General features: G+C 42.6%; 13 protein-coding genes. 4 read left to right on the top strand and 9 right to left on the bottom strand.

What is annotated here, in order from left to right; all coding sequences use genetic code 11:
* Positions 1 to 127 precede the first annotated feature (127 nt).
* Complete coding sequence (locus AC5YCI_RS02075; protein ID WP_496128427.1) at positions 128 to 343, top strand: DUF1653 domain-containing protein; 216 nt, start codon at positions 128 to 130, stop codon at positions 341 to 343.
* A 191-nt stretch (positions 344 to 534) separates the two neighbouring features.
* On the opposite strand, the gene AC5YCI_RS02080 is transcribed toward AC5YCI_RS02075, so the two are convergent.
* Positions 535 to 741: a KTSC domain-containing protein gene (locus AC5YCI_RS02080; RefSeq protein WP_496128429.1), complete on the bottom strand. Its 207-nt coding sequence runs from the start codon at positions 739 to 741 to the stop codon at positions 535 to 537.
* A gap of 268 nt (positions 742 to 1,009) precedes the next feature.
* Between AC5YCI_RS02080 and AC5YCI_RS02085 the strand changes: the two genes are divergently transcribed.
* Positions 1,010 to 2,107, top strand: a complete 1,098-nt coding sequence (locus AC5YCI_RS02085; RefSeq protein WP_496128430.1) for a zinc-binding metallopeptidase family protein — start codon at positions 1,010 to 1,012, stop codon at positions 2,105 to 2,107.
* Positions 2,108 to 2,143: 36 nt separating this feature from the next.
* Here AC5YCI_RS02085 and AC5YCI_RS02090 read toward each other — a convergent pair whose 3' ends face one another.
* Together AC5YCI_RS02090 and ahpC are read right to left on the bottom strand one after the other, a co-directional pair.
* Positions 2,144 to 2,614: a hypothetical protein gene (locus AC5YCI_RS02090; RefSeq protein WP_496128431.1), complete on the bottom strand. Its 471-nt coding sequence runs from the start codon at positions 2,612 to 2,614 to the stop codon at positions 2,144 to 2,146.
* Positions 2,615 to 2,747: 133 nt separating this feature from the next.
* Entirely contained in the window at positions 2,748 to 3,311 is a 564-nt protein-coding gene (ahpC, locus tag AC5YCI_RS02095) for an alkyl hydroperoxide reductase subunit C (protein ID WP_122898761.1), read from the bottom strand.
* Positions 3,312 to 3,634: 323 nt separating this feature from the next.
* Between ahpC and hrpA the strand changes: the two genes are divergently transcribed.
* Complete coding sequence (gene hrpA, locus AC5YCI_RS02100) at positions 3,635 to 7,531, top strand: ATP-dependent RNA helicase HrpA (RefSeq protein WP_496128432.1); 3,897 nt, start codon at positions 3,635 to 3,637, stop codon at positions 7,529 to 7,531.
* Positions 7,532 to 7,562: 31 nt separating this feature from the next.
* Entirely contained in the window at positions 7,563 to 8,669 is a 1,107-nt protein-coding gene (locus AC5YCI_RS02105; RefSeq protein WP_496128433.1) for a beta-ketoacyl-ACP synthase III, read from the top strand.
* A gap of 45 nt (positions 8,670 to 8,714) precedes the next feature.
* Here AC5YCI_RS02105 and AC5YCI_RS02110 read toward each other — a convergent pair whose 3' ends face one another.
* The 6 genes from AC5YCI_RS02110 to AC5YCI_RS02135 all read right to left on the bottom strand — a co-directional run bounded on the left by AC5YCI_RS02110 (position 8,715) and on the right by AC5YCI_RS02135 (position 15,273).
* On the bottom strand, positions 8,715 to 10,127 hold the full coding sequence (locus AC5YCI_RS02110; protein ID WP_496175140.1) for a short-chain fatty acid transporter: 1,413 nt from the start codon (positions 10,125 to 10,127) through the stop codon (positions 8,715 to 8,717).
* 82 nt (positions 10,128 to 10,209) lie between these two features.
* Positions 10,210 to 10,839, bottom strand: a complete 630-nt coding sequence (locus tag AC5YCI_RS02115; protein WP_496128435.1) for a CoA transferase subunit B — start codon at positions 10,837 to 10,839, stop codon at positions 10,210 to 10,212.
* A 3-nt stretch (positions 10,840 to 10,842) separates the two neighbouring features.
* Positions 10,843 to 11,544: a CoA transferase subunit A gene (locus AC5YCI_RS02120; RefSeq protein ID WP_496128436.1), complete on the bottom strand. Its 702-nt coding sequence runs from the start codon at positions 11,542 to 11,544 to the stop codon at positions 10,843 to 10,845.
* Between the two features lie 19 nt (positions 11,545 to 11,563).
* Positions 11,564 to 12,466 carry a hydroxymethylglutaryl-CoA lyase gene (locus AC5YCI_RS02125; protein WP_496128437.1) on the bottom strand — a complete coding sequence of 301 codons (903 nt, stop codon included), beginning with the start codon at positions 12,464 to 12,466 and terminating at the stop codon, positions 11,564 to 11,566.
* Complete coding sequence (locus AC5YCI_RS02130) at positions 12,463 to 14,454, bottom strand: acetyl/propionyl/methylcrotonyl-CoA carboxylase subunit alpha (protein ID WP_496175141.1); 1,992 nt, start codon at positions 14,452 to 14,454, stop codon at positions 12,463 to 12,465. Before AC5YCI_RS02130 ends, AC5YCI_RS02125 begins: the two co-directional genes overlap by 4 nt.
* A gap of 24 nt (positions 14,455 to 14,478) precedes the next feature.
* On the bottom strand, positions 14,479 to 15,273 hold the full coding sequence (locus AC5YCI_RS02135; protein WP_496128439.1) for an enoyl-CoA hydratase/isomerase family protein: 795 nt from the start codon (positions 15,271 to 15,273) through the stop codon (positions 14,479 to 14,481).
* Between the last annotated feature and the right edge of the window lie 3 nt (positions 15,274 to 15,276).

Genomic DNA, 15,276 nt, shown 5'->3' on the forward strand with positions numbered 1-15,276 from the left:
GATTTAAAAATCGTTTCATCAACAATTTCATAAGTCTATATGGGGGATTTATGTTAAGTTTCAAGTAAAGCAGCAGCGACTCATTTATGTTAATTTAATCGCTTTATTTCAAAAGAGCAGTGATTTTATGCAATTACAGCGTGGTATTTACCAGCATTATAAAGGCAAGCACTACCAAGTTTTTCATGTGGCGAGCCATAGTGAAACACAAGAACAATTGGTGGTGTACCAATGTTTATATGGGGATTATTCGATGTGGGTGCGCCCACTGGAGATGTTTTTAGAAGATGTCGAGATAGAGGGGCACGTTATGCCACGTTTTAAATTGATTCAAGCATTATAAGTCCATATATAGGATAGAGCAGTCAAAACCAGTACCTATAGTGATATGTAGAGCGATTGCCACAGTCCAACGGTCACCACAGGCTTTAAACCAACGATGGGGCAACATGTACGAGATTGCTGCCATAAGCGTGAATATAGGGCGAAAGCTGACATTCACGCTGTTTTATAAGGGGATACTGGCGATTTGGCTTAGAGCAAACTGACTTTAGTAAAATGCACATCATATTCTAAATATTTGTGTACGAAAGCGGCTTTATCACTACGACGTAATAAATTGGCATAGACAAATTTAGGTACAGAGTAATACAGCTCTGCTGAGCCATTGTCATAAAAAATATGTAAATGCCGAGACGTCGAATTATATCTCCATGACGTGACTCTAAGTGCTACTCCCATAGGCAACTCCTTATTCACAAAGGTTTTTTCTATCATTATTATGTTGCGGCTTATTTGAAATTACTTGAATTAGCCGCTTTTCTATATAGCAGTATTGTAAACTGCTACATTCAAGTTGCTATGCCAAATTTATGCCAAACAGCAGCACAAAAGTGCTGTAGCTTCATCAACAATTCGAGGCTGTGGGGCAGATGAAAAAAGTAACAATTGTGTGGTGTAGTCGCGTTAAAAACTCAATTAAAATTCAGCAAAATAACAATGATTGAGAATGAAAATGCAATTATTTGAATGTTCTAACTGCCATCAACCAGTGTATTTTGATAATAATTATTGTACGGCTTGTCAGCATGTTTTAGGCTTTGATGCCAAGCAAATGCAGATGGTCGCCTTACACTACTCAGAACAAGATCACAGCCTGAGTGAACCCAACAGTCAAACTCGTTATAAATTTTGTCAAAATAAACAGTATCAGGTGTGTAATTGGTTATTGGCAGAGACAGACCCAGCGCAATTTTGTCTTGCTTGTGCACTTAATCGAGTAATTCCTGATTTGAGCGAGCCTGAATATCGTCAGCGTTGGCATAAAATTGAACTGGCTAAACATCGCTTAGTGTATGCTTTATTGCGTTGGCAATTACCACTGGAAAATAAAATCCAAAATCCACAGCAGGGTTTGGCCTTTGACTTTAAAGCCGACCCAAATTGTCCTCATGAACCTAAAGTCATGACAGGACATGATAATGGCTTGATTACCTTAAATATTGCTGAGGCTGATGATGTGGAACGTGCCATGGCGCGTCACAATATGGATGAAGTGTATCGTACCTTACTTGGGCATTTTCGCCATGAAATCGGGCATTATTATTGGGATGTATTGGTCGATGGCACAGCATTTTTGGAGCCGTGTCGGGCATTATTTGGCGATGAACGCATGGATTATCAGCAAGCGCTAGATCGTCATTATCATCAAGGGCCGCCAAGTGATTGGATGCAACATTATATTAGCCCTTATGCCACCATGCATCCTTGGGAAGATTGGGCGGAAACATGGGCGCATTATTTACATATTGTCGATGTGCTTGAAACAGCAGATTCTTTTGGGATGCAAATTCGCCCTCAAGTGGTACAGCAGCAACAAGACCATTTAATGCATTTGGCTGTAAAGAAAAATCCTTATTATAATCAAAGTTTTGATGAGATTTATCAGGCTTGGCTGCCAATTTCCTTTGCCATGAATAGCTTAAATCGCAGTATGGGACAAGAGGATTTTTATCCCTTTGTCATTAACCTTGAAGTACAAAATAAATTAAGATTTATTCATGAAGTGATTCAAGCCACAGCACAAAAAGCACACCAAGCAGCTTAAACTAAACATAACCACCACGCTAAGTGCGTGGTTTTTTTAGAGCGTTTGGCATTGTGCCACTTTAGAAGACGCTTGATTATGAGCACCTAGCGGGGCAATACGGTTATGCACGCACAATAATGCTTGGCTGCGATTATGCTCGAGTTGAATGACGCCGAGATTATTTTGTAAATCAATCTCTCCTGCAACTTGATTGCGTTTTAACATGATCTCACGTCCTGCGGCCAACTGAATGTTGCCTGCAACATGGGTTTCTTCAATTTGTATACCACTAAAATAGGCATCAGCTTGAATATTGCCACTGACTTGGCTGCGTTTTAATACCAAACTGCCATGTTGCTTGATCTCAATATTGCCGTTAATTTTAGCATTGTCTAAGATACATTTTTTTTCGACCACCAGATCAGCATTGATATTTTTATTGCGCAATTGACCTTGGCAAATCAGCGTGTCAGCAAAGCTTGGTAAGGCAATGAAGCACAAGAAAATAGCGGTAAATTTATGCATGATAAAGCCCTAAACGATATTTGGCTATATTTTGCCCTATTAATACTATAAAGATAAGTTTTGATAGATGAAAAGACATAAAAAAACCACGCTAACAGCGTGGTTTTTTTGAATCAGTTTGATCTAATCAAGATTAGATTTTACCAACTAAGTCGATTGAAGGCGCAAGAGTTGCGTCGCCTTCTTTCCATTTAGCAGGGCAAACTTCGCCTGGGTGAGCGTGTACGTATTGAGCCGCTTTCACTTTACGAAGAAGTTCTTGCGCGTCACGGCCGATACCACCCGCGTTGATTTCAACGATTTGGATTTTACCTTCTGGATCGATAACGAAAGTACCACGGTCAGCAAGACCAGCAGCTTCAATTAATACTTCGAAGTTTTTAGATAAAGTCCAAGTTGGATCGCCGATTAATGGGTATTGGATTTTACCAATTACGTCAGAAGTGTCGTGCCAAGCTTTGTGAGTGAAGTGAGTGTCAGTAGATACACCGTAGATTTCCACGCCTAATTTTTGGAATTCAGCGTAGTTGTCCGCAAGGTCACCAAGCTCAGTTGGGCAAACAAAAGTAAAGTCAGCTGGGTAGAAGAATACTACAGACCATTTGCCTTTAAGATCAGCTTCTGATAATTCAACGAATTGACCGTTGTGGTACGCAGTTGCGTTAAATGGTTTAACTTCAGTATTAATTAAGCTCATCATTGTCTCCATGATTGAGGTTTGTAATTTGATTTCCATAAGCATATAGAAATTAAGCGGCTTGCTAAAACAGAATTTTTGCATGAATAAAATCGGAAAATCCGAATTGAAGCCACAAAAGTCTGTTTCAAACCAGTAAACCTGCTATATAAATTAGTACAACAGATATAGTTTGCAAAGCTGTTAAAAACGTGGGGATGCGATTAAAAAATTCAAGGGCAACTACACAAAAAAGTCCAAAATATTCAAAAGTCTTATGCTTTCCCCAAATGCGATAACAGCGTAAAATAGCGCGCTATTGTGAGCTTTAGGAATACTTTTCAGTGCAGCGAGATTTAAATGTAGAACAGTTGGTGATGGCGCGTGACCTTCATCGTTTAAATCGACTACGTAAAGGAAAGGATGCCAATCAAGAACAATATCAGGCACTTTGGGATCAGTCACATGCCAAAGTGTTACAGCGCGTTGAGCGTTTGCCTCATATTCGCCTCAATCAAGATTTACCTGTTACCCAATATGTCGATAAATTAATCGATGCGATTAATCAGCATCAAGTGATTATTGTCGCAGGTGAAACGGGTTCTGGTAAAACAACACAATTACCGCAAATTGCGATGCTGGCAGGGCGCGGTTTAACTGGTCTCATTGGTCATACTCAGCCGCGACGTTTGGCGGCGCGCAGTGTCTCGCAGCGTATTGCTGAAGAAGTCGGTGAAAAACTCGGTGAATCGATTTCATTTAAAGTGCGTTTTAATGAACAAGGTTCGCAAGATTCTATTGTGCGTTTAATGACCGATGGTATTTTGCTCGCAGAATTAGCAAATGACCGTTTTCTCACCAAATATGACACCATTATTATCGATGAAGCGCATGAACGTTCGCTGAATATCGACTTTATTATGGGCTACTTAAAGCAGTTGTTGCCACGTCGTAAAGATTTAAAAGTCATCATTACTTCGGCAACTTTAGATGTTAATCGCTTTAGCAATTACTTTAATGGCGCACCAATTTTTGAAGTTGAAGGACGTAGTTTCCCTGTTGAGGTGCGTTATCGCCCAGTGTCTGAGCTGCCTGTTGGCGGCAGTGATGATGACGAATTTGATGATTTTGAAGAAAATCTACCGCGTGCGGTGGTTGCGGCTGTAGAAGAATGTTTTGCGGATGCACAAGCCAAAGGGCATCCTGAACATGCCGATATTTTGGTCTTTGCCTCAACCGAACAAGAAATTCGTGAGTTGCAAGAAACCTTACAAAAATATGGCCCACGGCATACCGAAATTTTACCGCTGTATGCCCGTTTGGCCTTAGCGGAACAACAAAAAATCTTTAATCCATCGGGTGGTGGGCGTCGTATTATTATTGCCACCAACGTGGCAGAAACTGCGTTAACTGTACCGAATATTCGTTATGTCATTGACAGTGGTTTTGCGCGTATTTCACGTTATAACTACCGCTCTCGCGTGCAACGATTACCGATTGAAGCCATTTCGCAAGCCGCAGCCAATCAGCGTAAAGGGCGCTGTGGTCGTATTGCGCCGGGTGTGTGTATTCGCTTGTATTCTGAGGAAGATTTTTTAAGTCGTCCTGAATTTACCGAACCGGAAATTAAACGTACCAACTTGGCATCGGTGATTTTACAGATGCAAAGTTTAGGTTTTGGTGACTTGGAAGACTTTGATTTTATCGAGCCACCAGATTTACGTTTAGTCAATGACGGTCGTAAGTTGCTGATTGAACTGGGCGCGATGACGGAGAAAGTTAATCCCCCTAAAGTGGCTGACAAAAAGCAGTCAGCCACTTTAGGGGGATTAACCAAAATCGGTCAACAAATGGCAAAAATGCCGATTGACCCACGCCTTGCCCGTATGATTTTAGGTGGCGCGCATTTTGGTGTGCTTAATGAAGTCTTGGTAATTGTGGCTGCGCTTGCGGTACAAGACCCACGTGAACGTCCTGCCGATAAACAAATGCAAGCCGATCAAAAGCATGCTTTATTCCGTGAAGCCGATTCTGACTTTTTATTCTATTTAAAACTGTGGGAAACGCTGCACGCCAATCGTGAAAGTATGAGCGAAAATAAGCGGCGTAACTTTGCGCGTCAGCATTTCTTAAGTTGGTTACGCTTACGTGAATGGAAAAAAACCCACGAACAATTGGTGGATTTAGCCCAAGGTTTAAAACTGTCGTTTAACCCGAAAAAAGCCAATTACGAAAATCTACATCGTGCTTTACTGACCGGTTTATTGTCATTTATTGCCAATAAAACCGATGAGCGCAATGTATTTATGGCGGTGCGTCAGCAAAAAGCACGTATTTTCCCTGCTTCAACCCTGCATAAAACCAATACGCCTTGGGTCATGGCCTTTGAGATGGTGGAAACTTCGCAAGTGTATTTACGTACCTTAGCGAAGATTGAACCTGAATGGATTTTACTGGCTGCAGGTGACTTGCTTAAACATCATTATTTTGAACCGCATTGGTCGAAAAAAGCCGGTATCGTGAATGCCTATGATCAAATCTCGCTGTTTGGTTTAATTATTGAACCACGTCGCTTGATGAACTATGAAAAAGTCGATCAGGCCGCAGCGCATGAGATTTTCTTACGTGATGCCTTAACCACAGGTAACTTAGGCATTACCCCGCCATTTTTAAAGCATAACCTACTCAAACTTGAAGAAGTTGAGCGTGTTGAAGACAAATTACGTCGTCGTGATTTGGTGGTGGATGAAGAAACCATTTATCAATTTTATGCCGAAAAAGTACCTACAGACGTTGCTAGTCGTCGTAGCTTTGAAGATTGGCGTGCCACAGTTGAGCCTAAACAGCCGCGTTACTTATTTGTTGAGGATGATGCACTGTGGCTCAATGACCGTCCAACCACGCAGCAATTCCCAGATTATTTACATAATGGCAGCTTGCGTTTAGCCGCCAGTTATCGTTTTGATCCAAGTCATAATCAAGATGGCGCTACGGTCAAAATTCCTCTACAAGCCTTAGCCCAAGTGGATGAAAATATTTGGTCATGGGGGATTCCAGGTTGGCGTCAAGATTTAATTGAAGCGCTACTCAAGACACTACCTAAAGATAAACGTCGTAATTTAGTGCCAATCCCTGATACCGCACGTAAGCTTATGCAACGTGTGGATGCGCTACATTTACGCGAACATATTTTAACTTTCTTAAGTTTCCAATTGCGCGGCGAGCAGGTCACAGCGCATGACTTTAATCTTGAGCGTATAGATCAATATCTATTGCCTTTTATTCAAGTGATTGATGAAAAAGGTCGTGTGATTGAGCAAGGGCGTGACTTAAACGAACTTAAAGCTCGTTGCCGAGCAGAGACGCATAGCCCAGTGAAACAGCTCAAAGGTGAGTTTAAAACTTTCCCTGAGCAATTTGTGTTTGAGGCTTCTCAAAAAGTTACGGGTGTTATTGTCAAACAATACCAAGCTTTGGTCGCTACGAAAGATTTTGCGGCATTAGAGCAAAAAGATGAATCGGGTGTGGTGATTCAAACCTTCAATGATCAGTTGGAGGCCATTAAGCAGCATCGCCAAGGGGTGATTCGTCTGGTGCATATGCAACTCGGTGATCTTATTCGTCAGCTAAAAAAACAAATTTCTAAACCTTTGGCATTGGCTTATTCACCACTTGGCGATAAAGCTAAACTTGAGCAAATGTTGGTCTATGCCACTTTAGAAATGGCGATTACCGATTTACCTGTCAATGCCGCTGAGTTTGAAACTTTGCTGCAACAGGTGAAAAAGACCTTTTTAACGCATGGACAAACTGCACTACAGGTCATGTCGGAAATTTATATTCAGTGGCAAGAGATTCGTCGTCGTTTAAGTGGCTTAAATGACGCCGTATTTGGCAAAAGTATGGATGACATTGAAGATCAACTTGATCTTATGTCATTGGCTAACTTTGTCTATATTAAGCCATCCGATGTATGGCTTGAGTTTCCACGTTACTTAAAAGCGCTGATCATGCGCCTTGAACGTTTGCCAAATAATTTACAAAGGGATGATTCTGCCATTGATCAAGTTGACCCTTGGATGGAAAAATTGTTCACTTTTAAAAATGACCCGCGCCTAAAAGAGCTCTACTTTATGGTCGAGGAGCTGCGCATCTCATTGTTTTCTCAACCGATGAAAACCAAGATGCCAATTTCAGCCAATCGTCTACAAAAAGTTTGGGAACGTTTAGGAATCCGTTAATATACTCACCATTTTTCCATAGGAGTTTTACATGGGCATCCGTATTACAGGTACAGGTTTATATACACCTGCTGAAACCATCACGAACGAAGAGTTAGTTCAAAGTTTAAATGCTTATGTAGAACGTTATAACACTGAAAACGCAGCTCAAATTGCCGCGGGTGAACTTGAAGAGCTGCGTACTTCGAGTGCAGAATTTATTGAAAAAGCATCAGGCATTAAAAGCCGTTATGTGGCAGAAAAGTCAGGTATTTTAGATATCGACACTATGCGTCCACGTTTAACTGAACGTCCAAATGAAGAAATTTCATTACAAGCGGAATGGGGCGTGGCAGCAGCCAAACAAGCGATGGACAATGCAGGTGTCACTGCTGAAGACATCGATGTAGTAATTATGGCATGTTCACAATTACAACGTGGTTATCCAGCACTTGCGATTGAAATCCAATCTGAATTGGGGATTCAAGGCTATGGCTACGATATGAACGTGGCATGTTCAGCAGCAACCTTTGGTTTAAAGCAAGCCTATGACGCGATCAAATGTGGCGCGCGCCGTGTGTTGTTGGTGAACGTTGAAATTACATCAGGTCAGTTGGATTATACTTCACGTGATTCACACTTTATTTTTGGTGATGTGGCCATGGCGTCTATCATTGAAGAGACAGACAGCAAAACTGGTTTTGAAATTTTAGATACCTATCTCTACACCCAGTTCTCAAACAACATTCGCAATAACTTTGGTTATTTAAACCCAGCTGAACAAGCGACAGGTAAAGGCTTATTGTTCCGTCAAGACGGACGTAAAGTATTTAAAGAAGTTTGTCCGTTAGTTGCAAAAACCATTAAAAACCAAGTGGAGAAAAACAACTTAACCCCTGAACACATCAAACGTTTCTGGTTGCACCAAGCCAATGTCAACATGAACGAATTGATTTTAAAATATGTTGCAGGTAAAGAAGCGCCAATTGAACGTGCGCCAATTATCCTCGATGAATTTGCCAATACGTCATCTGCCGGCGTAATGATTGCGTTGCATAAAACTGGTCATGAAGTCAACGACGGTGAATACGGCGTATTGTGTTCATTTGGTGCGGGCTACTCAGTAGGCTCAATCTTAGTGAAAAAAGTTGTGGTTTAAGTTTTAAATTGCACATAAAAAAGGCGCTGAATGCGCCTTTTTTATTTATGAAAATACTGGTGGTGTATAAGTTAAAGTACGACCTAAGAACCACAGTAAAAACAGCACCAATGGAATATGGAAAATCAGTTGGGTCACGGTAAAACCAATCACATCTTTGGCTTTAATTTTTAAAATACCCAGCATGGGTAACATAAAAAATGGGTTAATTAAGTTGGGCAGGGCTTCTGCCGCATTATAAATTTGTACCGACCAGCCCAAATGCACTTTTAAGTCATTGGCAGCTTGCATGACATAGGGTGCTTCAATAATCCATTTGCCACCGCCTGAAGGAATAAAGAAACCTAAAATAGCTGAGTAAACCCCCATGACAATGGCAAAGGTTTCTTGCGAGGCAATGGAAACAAAAAACTCAGCAATATAATGCGAAAGTGATAAATCTTGCGCGTTATGGGCATTGGTCATCATAAAGGCGATGCTGCCATACAAAGGAAATTGGATTAAAACCCCAGATACAGCAGGAACGGCTTTTGTCACCGCATTTAAAAAATTACGTGGTGTGCCATGCAGGGCAATGCCCAGCATTAAGAAAATAAAATTATAAGTATTAAGGCTGGAGATCGCCAAAATCGGGTTACTTTTGCTAAATTCATTGACCATCCATACCACACCCAAAATTACAATTAAAATACTTAATAAAGGTGAGTTTTCTAACCAATCACCGGGGCGTTTAGGAGCTTGCGGATCAACAGGCTTTTCTTCATCAAGTTGAATATCAAAATGCTCTATGGTTTTAATGTGTCGGCCTTTAGGTGCAGACCAAAAAGCGATGGCGATAGAGGCAACAATCAGCACTGCGGTCATAATCATCGATTGCGGTAAAAAGATGGTTTCGGTAAAGGGAATCACGCCAGTTAAGTTATAAATCGGTTCGGGTAGACTGGCTTTATTGGCTTGAATTTGTGCAGCTGATGAACTAATGCCCAGTGCCCATGTGGCGCCCATACCAATAATCGCGGCGGCTGCCGCAGCACGGTAGTCCATATTCAGCTCTTTACGTTGCGCTAAGGCAATCACCAATAGAGCAGTCAGAACAGTACTCATCGCCCAATTGACTAAAGAAATAAGCAAACTGACCGTGGCCACCAAGACAATTGCCCCGCGACCTGAATGAGGAAGACGAGCCAGTATGCGAATTAGCGCTTGTACGGGTTTAGACACCGATACTACATAGCCCACTACAATCAGCATACACATTTGTAAGGTAAACGGAATCAGGCTCCAAAAGCCATCGCCAAAAGAGAGCGCCACGGACTGTGCCGGAGCACCTATGAAAATTGCGGCAAGGGCGACAATCACCACGCCAAGGAGGGCAAAAATATAGGAGTCAGGAAACCATTTTTCTGACCAATCACTGACGCGAAGCGCAAAGCGCTGCATAAAATTTTGTTGTTCCATCTTTATATTCCATGCTGTTTTTTTAATTAAAAAAGCCCTTTAAAACCTAGTGCTTTAAAGGGCTGAAAATGTGATGCGTAATTTAGGCGATGAGTTTTACGCCCGTGACCTTTTGAATCTCATCTAAAGTCACGTCTTTGGCGAGTTCTACCAACTTAATCCCTTCAGGGGTGATATCCATCACGCCTAAGTCGGTGATAATACGCTGTACTACGCCTTTGCCAGTTAAAGGTAGGGCACATTGCTCGACAATTTTGGGTGTACCATCTTTGGCACTATGTTCCATCAGCACCACGACTTTTTGCACGCCTGCGACTAAGTCCATCGCGCCGCCCATGCCTTTGACTTTTTTACCGGGAATCATCCAGTTGGCAAGATCACCGCTTTGAGAGACTTCCATGGCACCTAAAATGGCAATATTGACATGACCACCACGAATCATGGCAAAAGAGTCGGCACTGGAAAAAAAGGCTGCGCCTTTGCGTGCAGTCACGGTTTGCTTACCGGCATTAATTAAATCGGCATCTACTGTTGCTTCTGTTGGAAATTCACCAATGCCCAATAAGCCGTTTTCTGATTGCAGCCAGACATTCATATTTGCAGGAATATAGTTAGCCACTAGCGTAGGTAAGCCAATACCTAAATTGACATAAAAGCCATCTTCTAACTCTAAAGCGGCGCGCTGCGCCATTTCGTTACGTGTCCAAGCCATGGCTTAAGCCTCCACTTTTAAAGTCAGTTGTTCAATGCGTTTTTCAGGTGTGGCATTTAAAATAATGCGCTGTACATAAATACCCGGTAGATGGATTTCATCGGGATCTAAATCGCCAATCTCAACAATTTCTTCCACTTCAGCAATACAGATTTTGGCGGCTGTAGCACACACAGGGTTAAAATTTTGTGCAGTTTTACGGAAAATTAAATTACCGGCTTTATCCGCTTTATAGGCTTTGACTAAAGCCACATCAGCAGTTAAGGCATGCTCTAAGATATATTCTTTGCCGTTAAATTCACGCAGTTCTTTGCCTTCGGCAATTAAAGTTCCCACGCCCGTTGCGGTAAAAAAGGCCGGAATACCTGCACCACCAGCACGTAGTTTTTCTGCTAGCGTCCCTTGTGGGGTGAGTTCTACTTCTAACTCACCATTTAAAAATTGGCGTTCAAATTCCTTATTTTCACCCACATAAGAGGCAATCATTTTTTTAATTTGTTTGGTTTCTAACAATAAACCTAAACCAAAACCATCGACACCAGCATTATTCGAAATACAGGTTAAGTTTTTAACCCCAGTGTCTTTTAAGGCGGCAATTAAGGCTTCAGGAATACCGCATAAGCCAAAACCACCTACCGCTAAGCTTTGTCCGTCTTTGACCACGTCTTGCAGCGCCTCGGCTGCACTTGCATATACTTTATTCATTGTTATTCTCTTTTGATCTTTAAGCGCAGCGCTGTTGCCAGTAGGCATTGGCATAATTGGATGGATTATTGCGCTGTAATACTTGGCTGATATTTTGACTCGCACGCATTAATGCATCCACGTTAATATCCGTGCTAAAGCCCATATTGGAGAGTAAATAGTACAGATCTTCGGTGGAGACATTACCTGATGCGCCTTTGGCATATGGACAGCCACCAAGGCCAGCAATCGATGAATCAAACACGCGAATGCCTTGTTCAAGTGATTGATAAATGTTGGCAATCGCCATGCCATAGGTATTATGGAAATGACCTGCCAAAAGTTTGGCATCGGTTGTAGCTAAACAGGCATCCCAGACCTGTTTAACGCGGTTAGGCGTGGCTGTACCAATGGTTTCGCCTAAAGATACTTCATAGCAGCCCATTTCCAGTAAGCGCTCAGTGACCTGTGCCACGACTTTCGGCTCAATGGCACCTTCATAAGGGCAATCCACGATACATGAGACATAACCACGCACTTTAATATTGTGCTGTTTAGCAGCGGCAAAAATATCGGCGAATTTGGCAAAGCTTTCGTCAATTGAGCAATTGATGTTTTTTTGAGTAAAGCTTTCAGAAGCTGCGGTAAATACCGCAACTTCTTGGCAGCCCACCGCTAAAGCCGATTCAAACCCTTTGATATTGGGCGTCAGTAAGCTTAAGCTGATGTCTGGGTCTTTTGGCAACTCGGCAAAGAGCTGATCGCTCATCGCCATTTGCGGTACCCATTTGGCTGATACACACGAACCAACCTCAATCGCACTTACGCCAGTTTGCATTAAATCTAAAATTAGATTTTTACGATCCGTTAAAGTCAATGGTGTTTTTTCGTTTTGTAGGCCATCGCGCGGCCCAACCTCGACGATTTTGACAAATTCACTCATGCCACATCCTCCAAGGCCACAAATTCCACCAATTCATCACCAGCTTTGACTTGATCACCGGCTTGGAAATAAGCTGCTGCCACCACGCCATCTTGCGGTGCACGAATCGAATATTCGATTTTCATGGCTTCTAAAGTCAGTAACACATCGTCTTTTTTGACTTGGCTGTTGGGTTGCACTAAAACTTGAGTAATCACCCCCGGCATTGGTGCTTTTAAATTGCCCGCATCGGCGCTGTCATCTTGGCTGTTAAAGCTTGGTTGAATATGAGCAAAATGATGGCTTTGACCGTTGTGATAAACAGTTAAACCACTGTCACTTAAGCTAAAGGCGTAATCGGTTTTACGACCCGCTAACTCAATTTTGACATGATGTGCATCTAACAACTGACCATTTATCACATAGCTTTGGCCGTCGTATTCTGCGATATAGCCTGCGTTTTGTGCAGTAAAGTGCACCACATTTTCAATACCATTGATGGCAAATTTTACCGCATAACGGGCATTGATATTGACGCGCCATAACGATGCAGCTTGCCAAACTGGATTATTGGCAGTTTTATTGCTGGCAAAACGCGACAGTAATTCAGTGAGTGCAGCAGACACCACTAATTCTGGCGAGATTTGTGGCTGTGGGCCAAGTAAAAATGCTTCTTCACGTTGAATTAGACCCGTATCTAGATGCGCATTGGCAAAGGATTCACAGCGTACCAAGCGGTCTAAAAAGGCAATGTTGTTGCCTAAACCATCCACATGGAATTGGCTTAGTGCATGATGCATTTGCGTGAGCGCCGCTTCACGGTTTTCACCCCACACAATCAGTTTGGCAATCATCGGGTCGTAGTAGGTGGTAATTTCATCGCCTTCGACAATACCGCTATCCACACGCACATGTGCATTTTGGGTTGGATAGCTTAAGTAATGAATTTGACCAATGGCTGGTAAAAAGCCTTTTTCTGGCTCTTCGGCATAGACACGCGCCTCTAGTGCATGACCATGGATGCTCAGTTCATGTTGCTCTTTAGGTAGTGCTTCGCCATAAGCCACACGCAGTTGCCACTCGACTAAATCTTGACCTGTAATCATTTCCGTTACAGGATGTTCAACTTGTAAGCGGGTGTTCATTTCCATGAAATAGGCCGTACCGTCTTGTTCGACGATAAACTCAACTGTACCCGCACCCACGTAATTCACGGCACGGGCAGCATCAATCGCAGCTTGGCGCATGGCTTCAAGTTTTGGCTCAGCCATGTTAGGTGCTGGTGCTTCTTCTAAGACTTTTTGATGACGACGTTGCACCGAGCAATCACGTTCAAACAAATGTACATAGTTGCCATGTGTATCACCAAAGACTTGTACTTCGATATGACGTGGTTGTACTACATAACGCTCAATTAAGACATCATCATTGGCAAAGCTGGCTTTGGCTTCACTTTTACATGAGGCAAGGGCAGCTGAAAAGTCTTCACTACGTTCTACTAAACGCATGCCTTTACCGCCACCACCCGCGCTGGCTTTAATGAGTACAGGGTAGCCAATGGCATCAGCTTGTTGTTTTAAAAACTCGGCATCTTGATTGCTGCCATGATAACCCGGGGTTAAAGGTACACCAGCTTTTTCCATTAAGGCTTTCGAGGTGGCTTTTAAACCCATGGCTAAAATGGCTTCTACAGGCGGGCCAATAAACACGATATTATTTTTTTTACATGCTTCAGCAAATTGGTCGTTTTCTGATAAAAAACCATAACCTGGGTGAATGGCTTGTGCACCTGTATCCAGTGCCGCTTGAATAATGCGTTCAACTTGTAAATAACTTTGTGCCGCAGGCGATTCACCAATATACACCGCTTCATCGGCTTGTTTGACGTGCTGAGCTTGCGCGTCGGCATCGGAATACACCGCAACGGTAGCAATGCCCAATTTTTTCGCACTACGAATGACACGGCAGGCAATTTCACCACGGTTGGCAATTAAAATTTTGTTAAACATAGCAGTATCCTTCTATTTTTGTTGTTATGCAGTGGTTTGAATCCAACTTGGACTTTGTTTGTTTAAAAACGCACTCAAACCATTTTTCGCCTCAGTTCCTTGGCGTACATGTGCAATATGTTGTGCGGTTTGTTTGAGTAAATCTTGACTGAGTTCTTGTTGATTGACCATCTGAATCAATTGTTTAGAAGCTGTTTGCGCTTCAGGGCCACCCAATAATAAGGCTTCTACAATAGAATCAATGCTTTGATCTAAACTTTCAGGCGTTGCCACTTCATGTGCTAGGCCAATCTTTAAGGCTTGTTCAGCAGAAATACGCTCAGCAGTTAAGAAATAACGTGAGGCTTGGCGCGCGCCAATGGCACGAATTACATAGGGGCTAATAGTGGATGGTGCTAAACCTAAGCGCACTTCTGAAGTGGCAAACTTGGCTTCCGTACTCGCCACACAAATATCACAGGCAGACGCTAAACCCATGCCACCGCCAAAGGCAATACCATGTACACGGGCAATGGTCGGCTGCTTTAAGGTCGCCAGTTGATGTAACATTTGCGCTAGTTTTAAAGCATCGGCTTCATTTTCTTCACGCGAGGCACTACCTGCTTGTTTCATCCAGTTTAAATCCGCACCGGCAGAAAAGCTTTTGCCACGTCCGGCTAAAATCACCACACGAATATCATCACGTTGATCAATGGCCGCAAAGCAGGTATGTAGCTCTTCAATCACTTGGGTATTAAAAGCATTGTGTAATTCAGCGCGATTCATCCAAACCGTTGCCACAGCGCCGTGTTGTTCGAGTTGTAAAAATTCATAGCTCATGTC

It is taken from the genome of Acinetobacter sp. CY17 (assembly GCF_059515825.1).

Coding starts and splice junctions, on each gene's coding strand:
- AC5YCI_RS02090 (WP_496128431.1), bottom strand. CDS start 2,614: ATGCATAAATTTACCGCTATTTTCTTGTGCTTCATTGCCTTACCAAGC.
- ahpC (WP_122898761.1), bottom strand. CDS start 3,311: ATGAGCTTAATTAATACTGAAGTTAAACCATTTAACGCAACTGCGTAC.
- AC5YCI_RS02075 (WP_496128427.1), top strand. CDS start 128: ATGCAATTACAGCGTGGTATTTACCAGCATTATAAAGGCAAGCACTAC.
- AC5YCI_RS02120 (WP_496128436.1), bottom strand. CDS start 11,544: ATGAATAAAGTATATGCAAGTGCAGCCGAGGCGCTGCAAGACGTGGTC.
- AC5YCI_RS02125 (WP_496128437.1), bottom strand. CDS start 12,466: ATGAGTGAATTTGTCAAAATCGTCGAGGTTGGGCCGCGCGATGGCCTA.
- AC5YCI_RS02105 (WP_496128433.1), top strand. CDS start 7,563: ATGGGCATCCGTATTACAGGTACAGGTTTATATACACCTGCTGAAACC.
- AC5YCI_RS02080 (WP_496128429.1), bottom strand. CDS start 741: ATGGGAGTAGCACTTAGAGTCACGTCATGGAGATATAATTCGACGTCT.
- AC5YCI_RS02110 (WP_496175140.1), bottom strand. CDS start 10,127: ATGGAACAACAAAATTTTATGCAGCGCTTTGCGCTTCGCGTCAGTGAT.
- AC5YCI_RS02085 (WP_496128430.1), top strand. CDS start 1,010: ATGAAAATGCAATTATTTGAATGTTCTAACTGCCATCAACCAGTGTAT.
- AC5YCI_RS02130 (WP_496175141.1), bottom strand. CDS start 14,454: ATGTTTAACAAAATTTTAATTGCCAACCGTGGTGAAATTGCCTGCCGT.
- AC5YCI_RS02135 (WP_496128439.1), bottom strand. CDS start 15,273: ATGAGCTATGAATTTTTACAACTCGAACAACACGGCGCTGTGGCAACG.
- AC5YCI_RS02115 (WP_496128435.1), bottom strand. CDS start 10,839: ATGGCTTGGACACGTAACGAAATGGCGCAGCGCGCCGCTTTAGAGTTA.